Raw genomic sequence first — 23,978 nt, forward strand, 5'->3', positions numbered from 1 at the left:
GATCGCCATGACAGCACCGCAAGATATTCAGTCCCTGCGCGCCCGGCTCAGCCCCGAGCAGCGTGCCCAGCTCGATGCCCGCCTGCGCGGCGGCGGCAGCCCGGCCGTGCGCGCTGGCCAGGACATTCCACGCCGCGATCCGGCCAGCCCGGCCCTGCTGTCCCATGCCCAGCGCAGCCTCTGGCTGACCTGGCAGCTGGCGCCCGACAGCCCGGCCTACAACCTGGCCGGCAGCCTGGACATGGAAGGCCCGCTGGACGCGGGGGCGATGGCTGCGGCGCTGGACGATCTGGTGGTGCGGCACGACATCCTGCGCACGCGGATCACGGCCGGCGACGATGGCCAGGCGGTGCAGGCGGTGCAACCGGACGGGGCCACGTCGCTGCAAATGCCTGTGGTCGATATGCCAACGCAGGCTGCGCTGGAAGACGCATTGGCCGGCTTCGCGCAGACGCCTTTCGCCCTTGACCGCCAGGCGCCGCTGCGCGCCTGCCTGTACCGCCTGGACGCGCAGCGCCATGTGCTGGCGCTGTCGCTGCACCATATCGCGGCGGACGGCTGGTCGCTGCGCATCCTGGTCGACGAGCTGCTGCACTGCTACGAGGCCCGCTTGCGCGCGCAGCCCCCCGCACTGGCACCCATGCCCATCCAGTTCGCCGACTACGCGGCCTGGGAGCGCCAGCGCCTGGACGGCGGCGAGCGCGAGCGCCAGCTGCGCTACTGGCGCGAACGCCTGGGGCAGGAACACGCGCCGCTGGAGCTGCCCCTGAGCCATGCGCGCGGCGCCGTGACCGGCGCGGCCGAGGGCCGGCACCGCTTTGTCTGGCCCGCCGAGCTGTCCGATGCGGTGCGCGCGCTGGCGCGGGCGCGCGGCGCCTCGCTGTTCATGGCCATGACGGCCTTGCTGGACCTGTTGCTGTACCGCCTGAGCGGCCAGCGCCGCATCCGCGTGGGCACGCCCATTGCCAACCGGGGCAAGACCGAGACGCATGGGCTGATCGGCTATCTGCTCAACCTGCAGGTGCTGCAGGTCGATGCCGCACCGCAGATGGGCTTTGGCGAACTGCTTGAACAGGTGCGCCAGGCCGTGCTGGATGCGCAGCAGCATGCCGACCTGCCGTTCGACATGCTGGTCGAGGCGCTGGCGCCCGAGCGCCTGCCGGGCGTGCATCCGCTGTTCCAGGTCAAGTGCACGCAGCAGGACGCCATGGAGCGCGAGCGCAGCGCTGCCGGCCTGCGCGTGCGCATGCAGACACTGACGGCAGGCCAGGCGCATTTCGACCTGAGCCTGGACTTCACCGACCGGGCCGAGGGCATCGAATGCGTGTTCATCCACGACACGGGCCTGTTCGATGCGCAGCGCATCGCCGTCTTCGCGGACAGCCTGACCCGCTGCGCGCAGCAGGTGGTGGCTGCGCCCGATGCAGCGCTGGCGGCCATTGCGCTGGCCGACCCGGTTGACGTGGCTGACGGCGGCGAGGCTCCCCAGGCCGCAACCGTGCTTGCGCTGTGGAATGCCGCTGTTGAACGCCAGGGCCTGGGCATGGCGCTGCGCGCCGAAGCGCGCACCGCATCCTTCGTGCAGCTGGACCGCGCGGCCAACCGCCTGGCCGCGCAGCTGCGCGCGCAGGGCCTGGGACAGGAAACCCGCATCGGCGTGCTGGCGCCACGTTCGCCCGAGCTGGTGCTGGGCATGCTGGCCGTGCTCAAGGCCGGCTGCGTTCATGTGCCGCTGGACCCCGAGCTGCCGGCCGAGCGCCTGGCCTACCAGCTGCACGACTGCGGTGCACGCCTGCTGCTGGCGGCGCAGCCCGTGGCGTGGCAGCCGGCGATTCCTGTCTGGCCGCTGGCACTTTCCGACGACATGGAGCCTGAAGCCACCACGCTGGAGCCCGTCACGCTCCACCGCGATCAGGCCGCCTACCTCATCTACACCTCGGGCTCCACGGGCCAGCCCAAGGGCGTGGTGATCAGCCACGGCGCGCTGGCCAACTATGTGCAGGGCGTGCTGGCCCGGCTGGACCTGCCGGCCAGCGCCTCCAGCATGGCCATGGTGTCCACCGTGGCCGCCGACCTGGGGCATACGGTGCTGTTCGGCGCGCTGTGCTCTGGGCGCCTGCTGCACCTGATGGCCCCCGAGCGCGCCTTCGATCCCGATGCCTTTGCGGACTACATGCACACGCACCAGGTCGATGTGCTCAAGATCGTGCCCAGCCATCTGCAGGCCCTGCTGAACGCTGCCGGGCCCGCGCAGGTTCTGCCACGCCATTGCCTGGTGCTGGGGGGCGAGGCGACGGGCTGGGCGCTGCTGGAGCGCATCACCGCGCTGCAGCCCGCTTGCCGCGTGCTCAACCACTACGGCCCCACCGAGACCACGGTGGGCACGCTGACCCAGTCCGCAGACCAGGCCGACCGTGCAGCCGCCAGCCTGCCCATGGGCGTGCCGCTGGGCGGCACCGTGGCCCATGTGCTGGATGCGGCGCTGCAGGCCGTGCCCGCGGGCCTGCCGGGCGAGTTGTTCATTGGCGGAGCGGGTCTGGCGCGCGGCTACCAGGGCCGGCCTGCGCTCAGCGCGGAACGCTTTGTGGCCAGCCCCTTCGAGCCCGGCCTGCGCCTGTACCGCACGGGCGACCAGGTGCGTCAGCGTGCCGACGGCAGCCTCGAATTCCTGGGCCGTCTCGACGGCCAGGTCAAGATCCGTGGCTTCCGTGTGGAGCCCGGCGAAGTTGCCCAGGCGCTGCGCGAGCAGCCTTCCGTGCGCGAGGCCGAGGTGCTGGCTCTGGCCAGCGAAGACGGCCAGCTGCGGCTGTGCGCCTATCTGGTGCGCGAACCGGACCAGCCGGGCGACCATGACGGCCTGCGTGCAGCGCTGGGCGCCCGGCTGGCCGACTACATGCTGCCAGCGCACTTTGTCGATCTGCCTGCCATGCCGTTGACGGCCAACGGCAAGCTTGACCGCCGCGCGCTGCCAGCTCCTGTGCCGCAGGCGGCAACGGCTGCCACCGACGGGGGCCAGGCGCCCCAGGGAGCCACCGAGCAGCTGCTGGCCGAGATCTGGGCGCAGGTGCTGCGCACCGAGGCGCCCGGCCGCCATGACAACTTCTTCAGCCTGGGGGGCGACTCCATCCTGGCGCTGCAGATCGTGGCGCGCGCACGCAAGCGCGGCCTCAAGCTCACGCCCAGGCAGCTCATGGAGCAGCAGACCATTGCCGCGCTGGCCGCAGCCACGGGCGGTGCCGTGGCGGCCGCACCAGCTGCGCCCACCGCCCCGGCAGCCCCGGCCGCTGAAGCCGGTGCAGCATTTGGCCTGACGCCTGTGCAGCACTGGTTCTTCGAACAGGCCTTTGCGCAGCCCCACCACTGGAACCAGTCTGTGCTGCTGACTTTGGGCGAGGTGCCGGACCTGGCGCGCCTGCGCACGGCGGTCGATGCCGTGGTCACCCAGCATGAGGCGCTGCGCCTGCGCTTCGCCTGCAAGAACGGGCGCTGGACGCAGTGCGTGGGTGCCGCCCCCGCGCAGGCGCCGTTCGAAACCCAGGACCTGTCGGCCGAGCGTGACGCGGGCGCGGCCATTGCGCGCGCCGCCGCAGCGCTGCAGACGACGCTGAGCCTGGAGCGGCCATTCAAGGCCGTGTGGCTGGATCTGGGCGGCACGCGCTCGGGCCGGCTGCTGCTGATCGCCCACCATCTGGTGGTGGATGCCGTCTCCTGGCGCATCCTGGTCGAGGACCTGCAGACCGCCTATGCGCAGCTGGGCAAGGCCCAGGCTGTCGATCTCGGCCCGCGCACCAGCGCCTTGCGGGAATGGACGCAAGCGCTGCAGTCGCGCGCCGCACAGTCCGCAATGCAGGCCGAACTCGCCCATTGGACCGAGACGCTGGCGCAGGCCGGCGCGCCGCTGCCCGGCCACGCCGCAGGCAGCAACACCGTCGCGGACACGGTCACGGTGGAGTGCAGGCTGGGCGAGGACCTGACCGAACAATTGCTCAGCGAAGTGCCGCCGGCCTACCGCACCCAGATCAACGACGTGCTGCTGACGGCTCTGGCACGCACGCTGTGCGCCTGGGGCGGGCGCGACAGCGTGCTGGTCGAACTCGAAGGCCATGGGCGCGAGCCCTGGAGCGAGGACATGGACCTGGCCCGCAGCGTGGGCTGGTTCACCACGCTGTACCCGGTCTGCCTGCGACCGGGTGCCGACGCCGAGCCGGGCGCGAGCCTCAAGGCCATCAAGGAGCAGCTGCGCGCCGTTCCCGGCAAGGGCCTGGGCTACGGGCTGCTGCGCCATCTGGCCCCCCAAGGAACGCAGCTGCCGAAGCTGCAGCCGCAGCTCACCTTCAACTACCTGGGCCAGCTGGACCAGGCGCTGGACGGTGGCCTGGGCTGGCGGCTGGCGCGTGAGCCGGTGACCGGCCAGCGCGCACCGCAGTCGTCGCGGCGCGCCTGGCTGGAAGTGGTGGCCTGCATACAGCGCGGCGAGCTGGTGCTGCAGTGGCACTACAGCGCAGCCGTGCACGATGGGGCGACGGTGCAGGGTCTGGCCGATAGCTTCCTGGGCGAGCTGCAGGCGCTGATCGCGCACTGCGTGGACGGCGGGCGCGGCGTGACGCCCAGCGATTTCCCGCTGGCCGGGGTCTCGCAGCAGCGGCTGGATGCGCTGGCTTTGCCGCTGGACAGCCTGGAGGATCTTTATCCGCTGACACCCACCCAGGCCGGCCTGATGTTCCACAGCCTGTCCGATACGCAGGAGACGGTCTATGTAAACCAGCTGCAGATGGACATGGACCGGGTAGACCCTGCGCGCCTGCGCGAGGCCTGGCAGTCGGCCAGCGACCGGCACGAAATACTGCGCACCGGCTTTCTCGACGGGCAAGGCCTGCTGCAGTGGGTGGCACGCCGAGCAGACCTGCCCTGGACCGAACATGACTGCAGCGGCCAATCCGATGCCGCGCAGGCCGCCGCGGCGCTTGCTTCGAGCGAGCGCGAGCGCGGCTTCGACCTCGCGCAGCCGCCGCTGATGCGTCTCGCGCTCGTGCGACTGTCCGCTCAGAGGCACAGGCTGATCTGGACCCGCCACCATCTTCTGCTCGACGGTTGGAGCAGCTCGCAACTGCTGTCCGAAGTTCTGCAGCATTACGCGGGCGACCGGCCCGCAGCTCCTGCGCGGCGCTACCGCGACTTCATTGCCTGGCTGGGTAGATGCGATCCGCAGGCGGGTCAGGCCTGGTGGCGTGAACAGCTTGCGGCGCTGCCGGCTCCCACGCGCCTGGCGCCGGCCATGGGAGCTCACGACAGGCGGGGAGCATCGATCGCAACGGGCCATGCCACGCTGGACGTGGCGCTGGACCGGCCGGCCACGCAGGCGCTGATGCGCTTTGCGCGCGAAGAGCGCGTGACGCTGTCCACGCTGGTGCAGGCGGCATGGAGCCTGCTGCTGTCGGCCTGCACGGGCCAGCCAGCCGTGGTTTTCGGCTCGACGGTGGCGGGCCGGCCTGCCGAACTCGATGGCGCCGAGCGGACGCTGGGGCTGTTCATCAACACCTTGCCAACGGTGGTCTGTGTCGATGCGGGCCGCGAGGTGGGCGACTGGCTGCGTGCCCTGCAGGCCAACGGTGTGGCCGCGCGCGAGCATGAGCACACGCCGCTGTACGAGATACAGCAATGGGCAGGCGCTGGTGCCGAAGGCTTGTTCGACAGCATCGTCGTCTTCGAAAACTATCCGCTGGGCGAGGCGCTGTCACAGGCTGGTGGCGCAGGCGTCGTGCTGGAAAGCGTGCGCAGCAGCGAGCAGACCCACTACGCCATGACCGTGGTCGTGCACCAAAGTGACAGCCTGCGCCTAGGGCTGGACTATGCGTGCGCGCAGTTCAGCGAAGCGCAGGTCCGGCAGTTGTCGGACCGCCTGCTGTATCTGCTGCTGCAACTGGCCGCGTCCTCTGGCCGTCGCGTGGGTCAAGTGGTGCCCGCCGAGCCGGCCGAAACCGCAACGCTGGCCCAACGCGGCAGGCCGCAGCCATGCCTGGCTCCGGCCCAACCGCTGCACCAGCGCTTCGCGGCCCAGGCCCATCTTCACCTCGCAAGGCCGGCACTGGCTTTTGGCCCGTACTCCCTGAGCTACGCCGAACTCAACGCCCGGGCCAACCGCCTGGCCCACCGCCTGATCGCCCTGGGCGTGCGCCCGGAGACGCGCGTGGGCATTGCCATGCAGCGCTCGGTGGAGATGGTGGTCGGCCTGCTGGCCATCCTCAAGGCCGGGGGCGCCTATGTGCCGCTGGACCCGGACTACCCTGCCGATCGTCTGGCGCACATGGTCGAGGACAGTGGCATTGCCCTGGTGCTGACGCAGGCTGCGGTGCGCGAGCGCATTCCCGGCGCTGTCGCCTTGCAGGTGCTGGAGATCGACACGCTGGACCTGTCGGGAGAACCCGGTACCGATCCGCAGGTTGAAGTGAACCCGGACAGCCTGGCCTATGTGATCTACACCTCGGGCTCCACGGGCCGCCCTAAGGGCGCGCAGCTGAGCCACCGCAACGTGGCGCGGCTGCTGGACGCCACCGATGCCTGGTTCGGCTTTGGGCCTGACGATGTCTGGACCCTGTTCCATTCCTACGCCTTCGACTTCTCGGTCTGGGAGATCTTTGGCGCGCTGTGCACGGGCGGCCGGTTGGTGGTGGTGCCGTACTGGGTTAGCCGCTCGCCCCAGGACTTCCTGGCTTTGCTGCGTGCGGAGCGCGTAACGGTTCTCAATCAAACACCTTCGGCCTTTGGGCAACTGATGTATGCGGTTGAACAGGAAGATGTGAACGAGCAGGGCGGCGCTGGCCTGGCGCTGCGCCATGTGGTCTTCGGCGGCGAGGCGCTGGAGCCCGAAAGCCTGAGGCCGTGGTTCGATCGCTTCGGGGACGAAAGCCCCCGACTCATCAACATGTACGGCATCACCGAGACCACGGTGCATGTGACGTACCGGGAGATCACCAAGACTGACCTTCAAGGAGGACGCAGCCCCGTCGGAGTGGCGATTCCCGACCTGGGCCTGTACGTGCTGGACGGCAGTCTGAACCTGCTGCCGCAAGGCGTGGCGGGCGAGCTGTTCGTTGCGGGCGCGGGCCTGGCGCGTGGCTACCTGAACCGGCAAGGCCTGAGCGCGGAGCGCTTCATCGCCAACCCCTTCACGGACGATGGCAGCAGGCTGTACCGCACGGGCGACCTGGTGCGCTGGAACGCGCAGGGCGAGCTCGAATACCTGGGCCGTGCCGACCAGCAGGTGAAGATCCGGGGCTTCCGCATCGAGCTGGGCGAAGTGCAGGCCCAGCTGCTGGCCCAGCCGGAGGTGCGTGAGGCCGTCGTGCTGGCCAGCCAGGGGTCGGGCGGGGCGCGGCTGGTGGCCTATGTCTCGCTGAACGAGGAAGTCGAAGACGGGCTGCTCAAGGAGCGGCTGGGTCAGGGGCTGCCAGACTACATGGTGCCTTCGGCCATCGTGGTGCTCGATGCGCTGCCGTTGACGGCCAATGGCAAGGTGGACCGCAAGGCGCTGCCCGAGTCGGAGACGGCGGGGGCACAGGAATACGAGGCGCCGCAGGGCGAACTGGAAGAGGCGCTGGCGCGCATCTGGGCCGAGGTGCTGGGCGTGGAGCGCGTGGGACGCCATGACAGCTTCTTCGAGCTGGGCGGGCATTCGCTGCTGCTGGTGCAGATGCTGGCGCGTGTGCGCACCGAGATGGGCACGGACCTGGGCCTGGCCTACGCGCTGCGCCATCCGGTGCTGTCCCAGATGGCCCAAGGCCTGAGGGAGCAGCAGGTCCGGTCCGAAAGCCTGCCGCTGGCAGCGCTGGAATCCTTCATAGACGGTTTGGAAATCGCACCATGACACAGAACCAGTTCGACAGCATTGCGCGCAAATTCGCCCTGCTGCCGCCCGAGCAGCAGCGCCTGGTCTATCGCAAGATGCGAGAAAGCGGCGTGGACATGCGGCAATTGCCGATTCCGCCGCGTACCCAGGCATCGGCGCAGGACGGCCTTCCCCTGTCCTATGCGCAACTGGGCCAGTGGCTGCTCTGGCGCATGGAGCCGGCCAGTTCGGCCTACCACATCGGCACGGCGCTGAAGCTGTGCGGTGCGCTCGACGCCGCTGCGCTGCGCGAGAGTTTCCAGGCACTGATCGGCGCGCACGAGTCGCTGCGCACGGTGTTCGACGTGGACGGGCAGGGCCTTCCCTACCAGCGCGTGCTGGCACAGGCCGAGCCGGACTTCGTGCAGGAGAACCTTGGCGAGGCGGCACCCGCCCGCCAGCAGGCCTTGCTGGAGGCGCGCTGCGCGCAGCTGGCCCGCCAGCCCTTCGATCTCGGCACCGGGCCGCTGCTGCGCGTGCGCCTGTTCAGGCTGGCCGACGATGTGCATGTGCTGGCCATCGTCATGCACCACATCGTCTCCGATGCCTGGTCGTTGCAATTGATCGTCAATGCCCTGGTGGACCAGTACCGGGCCCGTGCCACAGGCGCCGTGCAGGCGCTGGAGAGCGCCGCCCTTCAGTATGCGGACCATGCGCTGTGGCAGAAGTCCTGGCTGGACGCTGGAGAGTCGGAGCGCCAACTGGCCTATTGGCGTGACACGCTGGGGAACGATTCACCCCTGGTCGAACTGCCTGCGGACCATCCCCGGCAGGCCCGGCCATCCTATGAGGCGGCCCGCCATCTTGCTTGCGTGCCCGATAACCTGGTCCGGGGCCTGCGCGAAAGGGCCTGCGAGGAGGGGTGCACCGTCTTCACACTCCTGCTGGCCGCCTTCCAGGCGCTGCTGTACCGCCATACGGGGCTGCAACACATACGGGTGGGCGTGCCCATGGCCGGGCGCGACCATGCGCAGACCCAAGCAATGGTGGGCATGTTCGTCAACACCGTGGTCATCGGCACGCAGGTGGGCGGTGGCAGCAGCCTGCGCCATCTGGTGGAACAGGTGCGCTCGGCCGTGGCGGGCGCGCAGTCGCACCAGGACCTGCCTTACGAGCAACTTGTCCAGGCGCTGCGTCCCGGGCAGGGTACGTTGTTCCAGGTGATGTTCAACCATGTGCACCATGACGATGCGGCGCTGGCCCGGCTGCCCGGACTGAGCGTCACCCCCATGGAATGGGGCGGCCAGTCGGCCCAGGTCGAGCTGGCGCTGGACATTCTGGAAGGTGCCGATGGCCGGCTGCAAATGCGTTTCAGCTACGCCAGAGAGCTGTTCGAACCGGATTCGGTGGCGCGCTGGCAGGCGCACTATCTGTCCTTGCTCCAGGCCCTGCTGCATTCGCCCGACCAGGCGCTGGGCAATCTGTGTTTGGTCGACGCCGAGCCTCTGAGCCGCCTGCAGGGGTGGGCAAGGGGAGAGGGCTCCCGGTTGGCCGACGGCCTGGTCCACGAACTGATCGCCCGGCAGGCGCAGGCCCATCCCGATGCGCCTGCGGTGATTGATGGTGGCGCAACGCTCAGCCATGGTCAGCTGCAGCACCGTGTCGATCGCGCCGCGCGCCTGCTGGTGGCGCATGGCATCGGCCCCGATTGCCGGGTGGGACTGGCTCTGCCGCCCTCGGCCGACATGATCGTGGGCCTGCTGGCCATCATGAAGGCCGGCGCCGCCTTCGTGCCGCTGGACCTGCGGCATCCGCCGCAGCGCCTGGCCCATATGCTCATGGACAGCGGCGCGACCTGTCTTCTCACCCAGCCCGGACAGTCGCCGGAGCTGGATACCGTGCCCCTGGTGCTGACATTGGACGCACCGATGCCTGCAGGCGCCCGGCCTGCGCAGCCGCTGCCGGCCGTGCATGCGGACAGTCTGGCCTATGTGATCTATACCTCGGGCTCGTCGGGGCGTCCCAAGGGGGTGGCCGTGTCCCATGGAGCCCTGGCCATGCATATCCAGGCCATGCGCGAATTCCATGGCATGCAGCGCCAGGACTGCGGCCTGCTGTTCGCCTCCGTGGGCTTTGACGCCGCCTGCGAGCAATGGATGGTGCCGCTGGCCAGCGGGGCGGCCGTGCTGACGGGGGATGCGCGGGCGTGGACGGCGCGCGAATTCGTGGCAAGAACGGCCGAGGCTGGCGTCAGCGCGCTGGACCTTCCGCTGGGCTATCTGCGGCTGCTTGCCGACGAGCTGGGCTGTCCTCTGGAATTGCCCCGGCTTGAGCGTTGCATCATCGGCGGCGAGGCCCTGCCGACCCAAGGGCTGTCGCTGGCCCGGAGGATGTTCCCCGGCGCCCGTATCTTCAATGCCTATGGCCCGACCGAGGCCGTGGTCACGCCGTCCATCTCGGATGTCAGCGAGGTCACTGACGTGGGCGCCCATGCGCCCATAGGCCGGCCCGTGGGCGAACGCGAGGCCTGGGTGCTGGATGCCGACATGCAGCCCGTGGCGCCCGGTATGGCCGGAGAGCTGTACCTGGGCGGCCAGGGGCTTGCGCGCGGCTATCTCGGCATGCCCGCGCTCAGCGCGGAGCGCTTCGTCGCCCACCCGCTGGGCGAGCCGGGCTGCCGCCTCTACCGCAGCGGCGACCTGGCGCGCTGGCGCGCCGATGGCCAGCTCGAATTCCTGGGACGCGTGGACCAGCAGATCAAGCTGCGCGGCCTGCGCATCGAACCCGGCGAGATCGAGGCGGTGCTGCTGGCGCAGCCTGGCGTGCGCGAGGCCGTTGTCATGGCTGACGCCGTTGGCGCGCGGCTCGTGGCCTACGTGTCGGCGCTTGCAGGGCAGACCGTGCAGGCAGAATCTCTGCGCGCGCAGCTGGTGCATGTGCTGCCCGACTACATGGTGCCCGGCGCTGTGGTGGTGCTGGACAGGCTGCCCCTGACGGTCAATGGAAAGATCGACCAGAAGGCCCTGCCGGCCCCGGTCCAGGCATCGGTGACCTGGGAGGCTCCCCAAGGGGCGCAGGAGGAGATGCTCGCCGGCATCTGGGCTGGCCTGCTGGAGGCCGGGCGCATCGGCCGCCAGGACCATTTCTTCGAACTGGGCGGGCATTCGCTGCTGGCCATACAGGTGGTCGAGCGCCTGCAGCGCGCCGGCTGGCAGGCCGAGGCGCGCGACCTGTTCCGGCAGCCGAGACTGCAGGATTTCGCTCTGACGCTGCGGCCTGCGCAACAGGCACAGGAAGACGGCGCCGCGGCGGCTTCAGGGGTGCCCGAGGGGTGCGAGCGGCTGGAGTCCTCCATGCTGCCGCTGGTGACTCTGCAGCCCGGTCATCTGCGCGCCATGGAGGCCGCCATCCCGGGCGGCGCGGCCAATATCCAGGATGCCTATCCGCTGACGCCCTTGCAGGAAGGCATTCTGTTTCATCACCTGGTGCAGTCGCGTGGCGACAGCTATGTGACCCACTGCCTGCTGGGCTTTGATTCGAAGGCCCGGCTGCTGGCTTTCGTGGAGGGGCTGAACCAGTGCATCGCGCGCCACGACATCCTGCGCACGGCGGTGCTCTGGGAGGGGCTGCCGCAGCCGGTGCAGGTGGTCTGTCGGCAGGCTCCGCTGCGCCTGGAATGGCTGCCCGAAGGCGATGGACCCGTCACCGCTGAACAGCGGCTTGCCGCGCTTGTGGGCCCGGCTGAGTTCCGCCTCGATGTGCGGCAGGCTCCCATGGTCCGGGCCATTGCCGCCTTCGATCCCGCGCATCAGCGCTGGCTGCTGCAACTGCCCAGCCACCACCTGGTAATGGACCATACGGCGCTGGAGTTGCTGGTGGGCGAGGTGGGGCTGATCCATCAGGGCCGGCCCGATCTGCTGCCCGCGCCCGTTCCCTTTCGCCGGTTCGTGCAGCTGGCGCGCGACGAGGCCGCGCTCCAGGGCCATCAGGCCTTCTTCTCGGAACTGCTGGGCGATGTGGACCAGCCCACGGCGCCCTTCGGCCTGCTGACGCTGCAGGAGCCGGTGGCCGAGCACCGGCTGGCACTGGATGCCGGGCTGGCGCGCGCGCTGCACGGCTGCGCCCGAGGCCGGCAGGTCAATCCGGCCACGCTGTTCCATCTGGCGTGGGCCCTGGTGTTGGCCCGGGTCAGCGGCACGCAGGACGTGGTGTTCGGCACCGTACTGTTCGGCCGCATGCAGGCCGCGCAGGACATGGGCCGCGCTGTCGGCATGTTCATCAACACGCTGCCGGTGCGCCTGCGGCTCGGTGGCGCAGACCTTGACGGATTGCTGCGCCAGACCCGCGACTGCCTGGCCGGACTGCTGGCGCATGAGCATGCCCCCCTGTCGCTGGCCCTCAAATGCAGCGGCCTGCCCGGCACCACGCCGCTGTTCAGCAGCCTGCTGAACTACCGGTACGGCCAGGGCGGGGATGGGGCGCCGGCCGGCTGGGAAGGCATCAGCGTGCTTTCGGCCCGCGAGCGCACGACCTATCCCGTGGCCATGTCGGTGAACGACCAGGGTGGAGGCTTCACGCTGGCCGCGCAGGCCGCCGACGCCGACCATGCGCGGCGGCTGTGCCTGTACCTGGAGCAGGCGCTGCAGGCCATGGTGCAGGCCCTGGCCGAAGGAGGGCGCACCCGCGCCTGCGGCCTGGACCTGCTGCCGCCGCAGGAGCTGCTGCAGCTGCAGCGGTGGAGCACCAACACACGGCGCTTCGACGAGGGACCGCCGGTCCACCGCATGTTCGAGGCCAGGGCCGCCCAGGCGCCCGAGGCCATCGCCCTGGTCTGCGCGGACCAGGTCCTGTGCTACGGCGAACTCAACCACCGGGCCAACCGGCTGGCCCACGCACTCATGGCCCGGGGTGTAGGGCCCGAGTCGCGCGTGGGCATTGCCATGGAGCGCTCCATCGGCATGGTGGTGGCACTGCTGGCCGTTCTCAAGGCCGGTGCTGCCTATGTGCCTCTGGACCCTGACTACCCCGCCGAGCGCCTGCGCTACATGGTGGACGACAGCGGCATCGCCTTGCTGCTCACCCACGGCCACCTGGGCGCGCGCATGCCGCAATGGCCTGAAGCCGTGCAGGTGATGGAGCTGGATGAGCCGGCGCCCGAAGAGGCTGGAAGTGCCAACCCCGATCCAGCGCTCAGCGCGGAGAACCTGGTCTATGTGATCTACACCTCCGGCTCCACTGGGCGGCCCAAGGGCGCGGCCATCCGCCATGGCTCGCTGCGCAACCGGCTGCTGTGGATGCAGCAGGCCTATGGGCTGCAGCCATCTGACGTGGTGCTGCAAAAGACACCCTTCGGCTTCGATGTCTCGGTGTGGGAGTTCTTCTGGCCCCTGATGCATGGCGCCAGGCTGGTGCTGGCCGGTCCCGGGGAGCACCGCGACCCCGAGCGGCTTGCCGAGCTGATCGAGCGACACGGGGTAACCACGCTGCACTTTGTGCCGTCCATGCTGCAGGCCTTTTTGCAGCATGCGGATCTGGCGCGCTGCGCCAGCCTGCAGCGCATTTTCTGCAGTGGAGAGGCCTTGCCCGCCGAAGCGCAGGCCGGGGTGTTCGCGGGCTTGCCGCAGGCGGGCCTGTTCAACCTCTACGGGCCCACCGAAGCGGCCATCGACGTGACGCACTGGAGCTGCCGCGACGACGGGCGCAGCCAGGTGCCCATAGGCCGTCCCATCAGCCAGACCGGCGCCCATGTGCTGGACGCAGATCTGGGCCCGGCGCCCGTGGGCGTGGCCGGCGAGCTGTACCTGTCGGGTGCGAACCTGGCGCGCGGCTATCTGCACAGGCCGGCTCTCAGCGCAGAGCGCTTCGTGGCCAGTCCGTTCGGCGACGGCGAGCGCCTGTACCGGACGGGCGATCTGGTTCGCTGGCGGGTCGACGGGGAACTGGAATACCTGGGCCGCATCGACCAGCAGGTGAAGATACGCGGCCTGCGCATCGAACTGGGCGAAGTCGAGGCGCAACTGCTGGCCCAGCCGCAGGTGCAGGAGGCTGTGGCGGTGGCGCGCCAGGGGCCCGGCGGCATGCGGCTGGTCGGCTACGTCAGTGCGCGGCCCGGGCAGGCCATCGATGTCCAGGCACTGCGCGCGGCGCTGGCGCGCACCCTGCCCGAGTACATGGTGCCTGCCTTGATCGTGCAACTGGACGCGATGCCGCTCAATGCCAACGGCAAGCTCGACCGCAAGGCGCTGCCCGAGCCGGACGCACAGGCCGATGCCGGCCACGAGGCGCCGCAGGGCCCCGTGGAGCAGACCCTGGCCCTGGTCTGGGCGCAGGTGCTGGGCATCGAGCGCGTGGGGCGCCAGGACAATTTCTTCGCGCTGGGCGGGGACTCCATCCTCAGTCTGCGCGTGGCCGCGCTGGCGCGTCAGCGCGGCTTGCAGGTGTCGCCCGCCCAGATCTTCGAGAACCAGAGCCTGGCGGCGGTTGCGCAGGCCCTGGGCGATGGGCGGCTGCCGTCGCTGGAAGGCATCGCACGCCATGCCCCGCAGCCGGTGCGGGCACCCTCATCGGCTGAAGCGCGGCAATGGTTCCTCTGGCGCCTGGAGCCCGACAGCTCGGCCTACCACATCGCGGCCACCTGGACGCTGCGCGGCGCGCTGGACCGGGAGGCCCTTCGCCGCAGCTTCGCGGCGCTTGCCCTGCGCCATGAGGCGCTGCGGACCGTGTTCCCGCAGGGACCGTCAGGACAGCCGCAGGCCGTGGTGCTGGAGGGAGCCCAACCGGACTTGCGCGTGATCGACCTGACCGTCGTCCCGCAACCGCAGCGCCGGGCCGATGCGGCCGCTGAACTACAGCGGCTGGCCGGGACGACATTTGACCTGGCCGCAGATCCGCCCTGGCGCGTGAGCCTGCTGGCCCTGGGGCCGGATGAGCACCGGCTTGCCGTGGTCATGCACCACATCATTTCCGATGGGCAGTCCATGCAGATTCTGGTCCAGGAGCTGCTTGCGCTGTACCTGGCGGGCGTGCAGGCGGCCCCGCCTGCCGAGGGCGCTGGAGCCCCGCCCCTGGCCCCCTCTCTTTGCTACGCAGACTATGCCGCGTGGCAGCGCGGGTGGATGGGCAGTGCCGAGCATGCGCGGCAGCTGCGCTACTGGCAGGACCAGCTGGGCGGCGAACACCCCCTGCTGCAACTGCCCGTGGACCATCCGCGGCGCGCCGACGGCCGCTACGAGGCCGGGGAGTGGCAATTCGAGTTGCCCGACACCCTCGCGCGGCAGCTGCATGCCGTCGCGCGTGCCCAAGGCACGACCCTGTTCACGGTGCTGCTCACGGGCCTGCAGATCCTGCTGTATCGCTACAGCGGACAGCAGGACATCCGCGTGGGCGTGCCGATCGCCAACCGCCATCGGCACGGTGCGGAGGGCATCGTCGGCCTGCTGGTCAACACTCAGGTGCTGCGCGGCCAGGTGCATGACGGCCTGACGCTGGACGAGGCGCTGGCCCGGGCCGGCGAGACCGTCCGCGGGGCGCTGGCCAACCAGGACCTGCCTTTCGAGCAACTGGTGGAGGTGCTTCAGCCGCAGCGGCAATTGGGCACGCATGCGCTGTTCCAGGTCGTGCACAACCATCAGCGTGCGCAGGCGATGGAGAAGGCCCGCTCTCTGCCCGGCCTGGTGGTGGAGGACGCCGCAAGCGGTACGCGGGCGGCGCAGTTCGAACTGGCACTGGACAGCACGGAGCTGGTGGACGGCAGCATCCACCTGAGCCTGGTCCATGCGGTGGAGTTGTTCGACCGCGCCAGCATGGAGCGCATGGCGGGGCACTATGTGCGGGTGCTGCAAGCCCTGGCGGACGATGGCGCCCAAGAGGTGGGCAGCTTGCCCTTGCTGGGCGAGGACGAGCGCCAGGCGCTGCTGCGACAGGCTCCCGCAGCCATTGCGCTTCGCGCAGCCGGTTGCCTGCACGGGCGCGTGGAATCGCAGGCCCGATGCCAGCCCCAGGCGCCGGCCCTTCGCAGCGAAGGCCACACGCTGTCCTATGCACAGCTCAATGCTGAGGCCAACCGCCTGGCCCATCGCCTGATCGCCCTGGGCGTACGGCCCGAGTCGCGTGTGGGCATTGCCATGCAGCGCTCGGTGGAGATGGTCGTGGGCCTGCTGGCCATCCTAAAGGCCGGCGGCTCCTATGTGCCGCTGGACCCGGACTATCCTGTCGGCCGTCTGTCGCATATGGTCACCGACAGCGGCATCGGCCTGGTGCTGACGCAGGCGGCTGTCCGTGATCGCATCCCCGGCACCGAGTCCCTGCAACTGCTGGAGATCGACACGCTGGACCTGTCTGCCGAATCGGATGCCGATCCGCAGGTGCAGGTCTCGGCCGACAGCCTGGCCTATGTGATCTACACCTCGGGCTCCACGGGCCGCCCCAAGGGCGCGCAGCTGAGCCACCGCAACGTGGCGCGGCTGCTGGAGGCCACCGATGCCTGGTTCGGCTTTGGGCCTGACGATGTCTGGACGCTGTTCCATTCCTACGCCTTCGACTTCTCGGTCTGGGAGATCTTTGGTGCGCTGTGCACGGGTGGCCGGCTCGTGGTGGTGCCGTACTGGGTCAGCCGCTCGCCCCAGGACTTCCTGGCCTTGCTGCGTGCGGAACGCGTCACGGTTCTCAATCAAACGCCTTCGGCCTTTGGGCAGCTGGTGCATGCTGTGGAGCAGGACGAGGAGTGTGGCGCTGGCCTGTCGCTGCGCCATGTGGTCTTTGGCGGCGAGGCGCTGGAGCCCGAAAGCCTGAGGCCGTGGTTCGATCGCTTCGGGGACGAAAGCCCCCGACTCATCAACATGTACGGCATCACCGAAACCACGGTGCATGTGACGTACCGGGAGATCACCAAGACAGATTTGGACGGTGGCCGCAGTCCCGTGGGAACTGCCATTCCGGACCTGGGCCTGTACGTGCTGGACGGCAGTCTGAACCTGTTGCCGCAAGGCGTGGCGGGCGAGCTGTTCGTTGCGGGCGCGGGCCTGGCGCGTGGCTACCTGAACCGGCAAGGCCTGAGCGCGGAGCGCTTCATCGCCAACCCCTTCACGGACGATGGCAGCAGGCTGTACCGCACAGGCGACCTGGTGCGCTGGAACGCGCAGGGCGAGCTGGAATACCTGGGCCGGGTCGATCAGCAGGTCAAGATCCGGGGCTTCCGCATCGAGCTGGGCGAGGTGCAGGCCCAGCTGCTGGCGCAGCCGGAGGTGCGTGAGGCCGTCGTGCTGGCCAGCCAGGGGCCGGGCGGGGCGCGGCTGGTGGCCTATGTCTCATTGAACGAGGAAGTCGAAGACGGGCTGCTCAAGGAGCGGCTGGGTCAGGGGCTGCCTGATTACATGGTGCCTTCGGCCATCGTGGTGCTCGATGCGCTGCCGTTGACGGCCAATGGCAAGGTGGACCGCAAGGCGCTGCCCGAGCCGGAGACGGCGGGGGCACAGGAATACGAGGCGCCGCAGGGCGAACTGGAAGAGGCGCTGGCGCGCATCTGGGCCGAGGTGCTGGGCGTGCAGCGCGTGGGCAGGCACGACGGCTTCTTCGAGCTGGGCGGGCATTCGCTGCTGGCGCTGGGGTTGCTGGAGCGGGTGCGCGCCCTGGGCCTGGGCGTGCAGGTGCGCACGCTGTTCCAGCACCCGAGGCTGGCGGACTTCGCCCAGGCGCTGGGCCGTGAGCAGGGCCAGTTGCAGGGCCAGGTGCAGATCGAGGTGCCCGCCAACCTGATCCCCGAGGATTGCACGGCCATCACGCCGCAGATGCTGACGCTGGTGGACATCGACGCCGCGGAGATCGCCGGCATCGAGGCCGCGGTGCCGGGCGGCGCCGCGAACATCCAGGACATCTATCCGCTCGCGCCGCTGCAGGAAGGCATCCTGTTCCACCACATGCTGAATGCGGACAGCGATGCCTATGTCACCTCGCATGTGCTGGCCTTCGACAGCCGGCAGCGCCTGGAGCGCTTTGTGGCGAGCTTCAACGAGGTGATTGCACGCCACGACATCCTGCGCACGGCTGTGCTGTGGGAGGGCCTGGGCGAGCCCGTGCAGGTGGTGTACCGCCACGCGCAGCTACAGCCCGAATGGTCGGCGGCCGATGCGCAGCAGCCCCATCCGCGCATCGATGTGCGGCAGGCACCCATGGCGCGCGCGCTGGCCGGGTCGCGCGCGCAGGACGGGCGCTGGCTGCTGCGCCTGCTGTGCCATCACCTGGTGATAGACCACCAGACGCTGGAGCTGCTGGTCCGCGAGATCGCGCTGATCCAGCAGGGGCGCCGGGAGCTTCTGTCCGCGCCCCTGCCATTCCGGCGCTTTGTGGCACATGCGCGCAGGGGCGTGGGCGAGGCCGAGCACAGGGCGTTCTTCACGGCGCTGCTGGGCGATGTCACCGAACCCACGGCACCCTACGGCCTGCTCGATGTGCAAGGCGACGGCGGTGCCGTTCAGGAGGCGCGCCTGCGCCTGGATGACGGCCTGGCCGGGCGCATACGGCAACAGGCCCGCCGCAGCGGCGTGAGTTCCGCGGCGCTGTTCCACCTGGCCTGGGCGCTGGTGCTGGGCCGGGCCACGGGGCGTGACGACGTGGTGTTCGGCACCGTGCTGTTCGGGCGCATGCAGGGCGGGCGCGGCGCGGAACGCGCGGTCGGCCTGTTCATCAACACGCTGCCCGTACGGCTGCAGCTGGGCGCGCGCAGCGTGCGCCAATGCCTGGATGACACGCATGCGCTACTGGCCCAGCTGCTGCACCACGAACATGCCAGCCTTTCGCTGATCCAGCGCTGCAGCGGCCTGGCGGGCGGACTGCCCCTGTTCAGCGCCCTGTTCAACTACCGCTACGGCGCTCAGGGCAGCCAGGACACGGCGCCGGCCTGGGAAGGCATGGACATGCTGGAGAGCCGGGAGCGCAGCAACTATCCGTTCGGCATGTCGGTGGACGAACAGGGAAGCGCATTTACGCTGGCCGCGCAGGTGGCGCAGCCCGCCGACGCCCTGCGCGTCTGCGAGGACCTGCGCGATGCGCTGGAACAACTGGTGCAGGCGCTGCAGCAGGCGCCGCAGACGCCGATCTGCGAACTGGCGCTGGGTCGCGAGGCCGAGCATCGCCGACTGCTGGACTGGGGCGACAACCGGGCAGGCGAGGTCCATGACGCGACGGTCCATGGTCTGTTCGAGGCGCAGGCGCGCCGCCAGCCCGATGCACTGGCGCTGGCTGGCGACGGGCGGCCATGGACCTACGGCGAACTCAACCGGCATGCCAACCGCCTGGCCCATCGGCTGATGGCTTTGGGGGTCGGCCCCGAGGTCCGTGTGGGCATCCTGTTCGAGCGCTGCGCCGACATGGTCGTGGCCCTGCTGGCCGTGCTCAAGGCCGGTGGTGCCTATGTGCCGCTGGACCCCCAATGGCCGGATGGGCGCACCGGTGCCATGTGCGAGGACGCGCGGCTGCGGCTGGTGCTGACCCACGAATGCTGGCTGGAGCGGCCCGTGGGAGATGCCGGATTGCGATGGCTTGCGCTGGATGCACCGGACCCCTGCGTATGGCCCGATCACGACCCGGCCCGGGCGCTGCACGGGCAGGGCCTGGCCTACCTGATGTACACCTCGGGCTCCACGGGGCGTCCCAAGGGCACGGAGATAGCCCACCAGAGCATCTGCCGCCTGGTGCGTGACGCGGACTGCGCGCGGCTGGGGACCGGGCTGCGCATGCTGCAGTTCGCGCCGCTGGCCTTCGATGCCTCGACCTTCGAGATCTGGGGGGCGCTGTGCAATGGCGGCACCCTGGTGCAGGCGCCGCCGGGCAGGGTGTCCTTCCAGGACCTGGCGGCATTCATGGAGCGCCATGACGTGCGCTGTGCCTGGCTTACGGCGGCGCTCTTCAACCGGATGCTGGAGTCACACCCCGAAGCCCTGGCGCGACTGGACCAGCTGCTCAGCGGGGGCGAGGCCATGTCGGTGCACCATGCGCGCCAGGCGCTGGAGATCATGGGCACAACGGCTCTGATCAATGGCTACGGCCCCACCGAGTGCACGACCTTCGCGGTCTGCGGCCGCGTGGAGGTCGGCGATGTGCAGGGCGCTTGCGTCCCGCTGGGCCGGCCGGTGCGGCAAACCCTGGTCCGGGTGCTGGATGCCGCCATGCAGCCCGTGCCGGCCAGCGTGGTCGGTGAACTCTATCTGGGGGGCGCGGGACTGGCGCGCGGATACCTGGGCTGTGCGGGCCTGACGGCCGAGCGCTTCGTGGCAGATCCGCTGTCGCAGGAGGGCCGCAGGCTGTACCGCACCGGCGACCTGGCGCGCTGGCGTAGCGACGGCCGCATCGAGTACCTGGGCCGCGCGGACCTCCAGATGAAGGTGCGGGGCTACCGCATCGAGGCCGGCGAGATCGAGGCCGGCCTGCTGGCTCAGCCCGGCGTGCGAGAGGCCGCCGTGGTGTCCCGGCCCGGGGCCGGCGGCACACGGCTGCTGGCCTACGTGGTTGCCCAGGCCGGCCACGTGGCCGATCCCGAGGGACTGCGACTGCAGCTGTCCGCGCTGCTGCCCGACTACATGGTGCCCAACGCCATCGTCGGGCTGGACGCCTTGCCTCTCAACGCCAACGGCAAGCTGGACCGCCGGGCCCTGCCCGAGCCGGACCTGGGCGGCGGACCCAGCCATGACGTGCCCCGCGGCGAGACCGAGCGGCGCCTGGCAGCGATCTGGTCGGCCGTGCTGGGCGTGGCGCAGGTGGGGCGTGGCGACAACTTCTTCGAGCTTGGCGGCCACTCCATGGCCGTGCTCGATGTGCAGGCCCGGGTGGGCAGGCAGTTCTCGGTGCAACTGCCCCTGAGGGCCTGCTTCGAGAGCCGCTGCCTGGCCGACATGGCCCTGCTGGTGGAACAGACCTTGGGCGCCGCCGATGCCGGCAAGGCCGCCGATCTTCAAAAAATGGCATCCCTTCTGGAAGAGTTGGACCTGGAATGAAAAACACGGAATTCGACATCGCACAGCGCTTCAATCGCCTCGCTCCGGGCAAGCGGCGCCTGTTTCTCGAAGCACTGGCGGCCCAGGGCATCAACTTTTCCAGTCTGCCCATCGTCGCGGGGCAGGATGACGGGACGGCCGTGCCTGCGTCCTATGCGCAGGCACGGATGTGGTTTCTCTGGAAGCTGGAGCCCGACAGCGCGGCCTACCATATCAGCGCAGTCTGGCGCCTGCAGGGTGCGCTGGACACACAGGCCCTGAGGGCGGGTTTTGCGGATCTGGTCGCCCGGCATGCCGCGCTGCGCACCGTGTTCAGGGCCGGCCCCGACGGCCAGCCCCTGCAGCAGGTGTGCGATTCCCAGCAGGTCGAGATTCCCCTATGGGATGGTGAAGCGGCCGGCGATGCGCAGGCCCGGGCATGGGTGCGGCAGGTCTGCGAGCAGCCGTTCGACCTGGAGGCGGGGCCGCTGGTGCGCGTGGCCCTGGTGCGCGAGGGGCAGGACCGGCATCTGCTGGTGGTCGCCATGCACCACATCGTGTCCGACGGGCGCTCCATGCAGATCCTGATCGAGGAATTCGCCGCCCTGTACGGTGCCCATCTGCAGTCCCGGGCCCCCGGACTGCGCCTCCTGCCCGTGCAGTACAGCGACTATGCGGCCTGGCAGCGCAATTGGATGGAGGCGGGCGAGCGCGAGCGCCAACTGCGCTACTGGATGCAGCAACTGGGCGGTGAGCAGCCCGTGCTGCAACTGCAGGCCGACCATGCACGGCGCGCCGACGCCGTCCACCGCGCGGCCGAGCACAGGCTGCAGCTGCCTGCGGCGCTGGCGCATTCACTGCAGGCCCGTGCCCGTGCCGAGGGCGCGACCCTTTTCATGGCGCTGCTGGCGGGATGGCAGGCGTTGCTGGCCCGCTACAGCGGGCAACAGGACATCCGTGTGGGCGTGCCCATCGCCAACCGGCACCGCGCCGAGACCGAAGGGCTGGTCGGCCTCTTCGTCAATACCCAGGTGCTGCGCAACCGCATGGACGCTCGCCGCCCCGTCGTCGAGGTGCTGCGCCAGGCCCGCGAGGCTGCGCTGGCCGCGCAGGCGCATCAGGACCTGCCCTTCGACCAGCTCGTCGAGGCCTTGCAGCCAGAGCGCAATCTCGGCGTCCATGCCCTGTTCCAGGTGATGCACAACCACCAGCGATCAACCCTCGGCGGGGGAGGTCGGCTGGGCGGCCTCACGCTGGAGCCCTGTGCCCAGGAGGGGCGCAGCGCGCAATTCGAACTCACGCTCAACAGCACGGAAGATGCCGACGGCGGCGTGCTGCTGGAGATCAGCTACGCTGCGGGCCTGTTCGAGGCGGCGACCATTGCGCGCATGGCCGGGCATTTGCAGGCCATTTTGCAGGCCCTGGCTGATCATCCCGACCAGGCGTTGGGCGATATCGTCCTGCCGGGCGAGCCGGAGCGCCGGGAACTTGAAGCCTGGGGGCGCGATGCCGAGGTGGCCGGCGACGGCCAGCCCGTGCACCGCCGTTTCGAGGCCTGCGCTCGGCGCCTGCCTGAGGCGCCGGCCCTGGCTTTCGGCGATGAGGTTTTGGGCTATGCCGAACTCAACCGGCGTGCCAACCGTCTCGCCCACCGCCTGATCGCGCTGGGCGTGCACCCCGAGACCCGTGTCGCCATCGCGGCCGAACGCTCGGTGGCCATGATCGTGGCCCTGCTGGCCGTGCTCAAGGCCGGCGGCACCTATGTGCCCCTGGATACCGACTATCCGCGAGACCGGCTGGCCTACATGCTGGCCGACAGCGGCGCACGCCTGGTGCTCTGCCAGGGGCCGGGGCGCGGGCTGCTGCCCGAGGATGCGGGCCTGCAACTGCTGGACATCGAGCCCGAGACGGCCGCAGCCGGGCCCGAGCACGATCCCCAGGTGCCGGTCGATGGCGAAAACCTGGCTTACGTGATCTACACCTCGGGCTCGACGGGGCGGCCCAAGGGTGCCGCGAACCGGCATGCCGCACTGAGCAATTGCATGGCCTGGATGCAGCAGCGCTATGCGATAGGCGCCGGGGATGCCGTGCTGCACAAGGCGCCGTTCGGCTTCGATGTCTCGGTCTGGGAAATCTTCTGGCCCCTGACCGTAGGCGTGAAGCTGGTGCTGGCAGGACCCGGCGACCAGCGCGAGCCTGCACGCATCATCGCGCTGATCCGCCGTCACCAGATCACGACGCTGAACTTCGTGCCCTCGATGCTGCAGGCCTTTCTGGCATACGAGGGCATAGAGGAGCAGACACGGCTGCGCTACGTCATCTGCGGTGGCGAGGCCATGCCCGCGGCCACCCAGAGCGAGGCCTTGCGGCGCCTGCGCGGCGTGAGCCTGCAAAACCTCTATGGGCCCACGGAGGCCGCCATCCACGTGACGCAGTGGACCTGCCGTGACGACGGCCTCAGCCTGGTGCCCATTGGCCGGCCCATCAGCGCCACCGAAGCCTGGGTGCTGGATGCCGACATGGCGCCCGTGCCCCAGGGCGTGGCGGGCGAACTGTACCTGGGTGGCATGGCGCTCGCGCGCGGCTACCTGAACCGGCCGGGGCTGACGGCCGAGCGCTTCGTGGCCCATCCCTTCGATGGCAGCGGCAAGGGTCGGCTGTACCGCACGGGGGATCTGGTGCGCTGGAATGCGCAGGGCCAGATCGAATACCTGGGCCGGCTGGACCACCAGATCAAGGTGCGCGGCCTGCGCATCGAGCTGGGCGAAGTCGAGGCCCAACTGCTGGCCCGGCCCGGAGTGCGCGAGGCCGTCGTGGTCGCCGCCCAGGGCGCGGGCGGCACGCGGCTGCTGGCCTACGTGGCCGCGCCGCAGGCTGGGGAAGGCCTGGCGGCCGAGCTGCGCCAGGCTCTGGCCGCCGTGCTGCCCGACTACATGCTGCCTTCCGCCATCGTGGTGCTGGATGCGTTTCCGCTGACACCCAACGGCAAGGTGGACCGCAAGGCCTTGCCTGAACCGGAAATGGCAAGTACCCAGCAATACGAGGCGCCGCAAGGTGAGCTGGAAGAGACGCTGGCGCGCATCTGGGCCGAGGTGCTGGGCGTGGAGCGCGTGGGACGCCATGACAGCTTCTTCGAACTGGGTGGTCATTCGTTGCTGGCCCTGAAGCTGCTCGAACGCATGCGCGCC

At 69.8% G+C, this 23,978-nt stretch carries 3 protein-coding genes; all 3 read left to right on the plus strand.

The annotated features are described in order from the left end of the window. The first annotated feature begins 7 nt into the window (after window positions 1-7). Window positions 8-7,864, plus strand: a complete 7,857-nt coding sequence (locus tag IAE24_RS25870) for a non-ribosomal peptide synthetase (protein WP_199961942.1) — start codon at window positions 8-10, stop codon at window positions 7,862-7,864. After that, window positions 7,861-20,811 (plus strand): non-ribosomal peptide synthetase, encoded by a 12,951-nt coding sequence (locus IAE24_RS25875; RefSeq protein ID WP_199961943.1) that lies wholly within the window; start codon window positions 7,861-7,863, stop codon window positions 20,809-20,811. Before IAE24_RS25870 ends, IAE24_RS25875 begins: the two co-directional genes overlap by 4 nt. Then, the coding region (locus tag IAE24_RS25880; RefSeq protein ID WP_200016400.1) for a non-ribosomal peptide synthetase at window positions 20,808-23,978 on the plus strand (3,171 nt) is incomplete at its 3' end. The genes IAE24_RS25875 and IAE24_RS25880, both read left to right, overlap by 4 nt.

The sequence above is a fragment of the Delftia sp. S65 genome (genome assembly GCF_016516495.1).
In the GTDB taxonomy this organism is placed as follows: Bacteria; Pseudomonadota; Gammaproteobacteria; order Burkholderiales; family Burkholderiaceae_C; genus Comamonas; species Comamonas acidovorans.

Coding starts and splice junctions, on each gene's coding strand:
- IAE24_RS25870 (WP_199961942.1), top strand. CDS start 8: ATGACAGCACCGCAAGATATTCAGTCCCTGCGCGCCCGGCTCAGCCCC.
- IAE24_RS25875 (WP_199961943.1), top strand. CDS start 7,861: ATGACACAGAACCAGTTCGACAGCATTGCGCGCAAATTCGCCCTGCTG.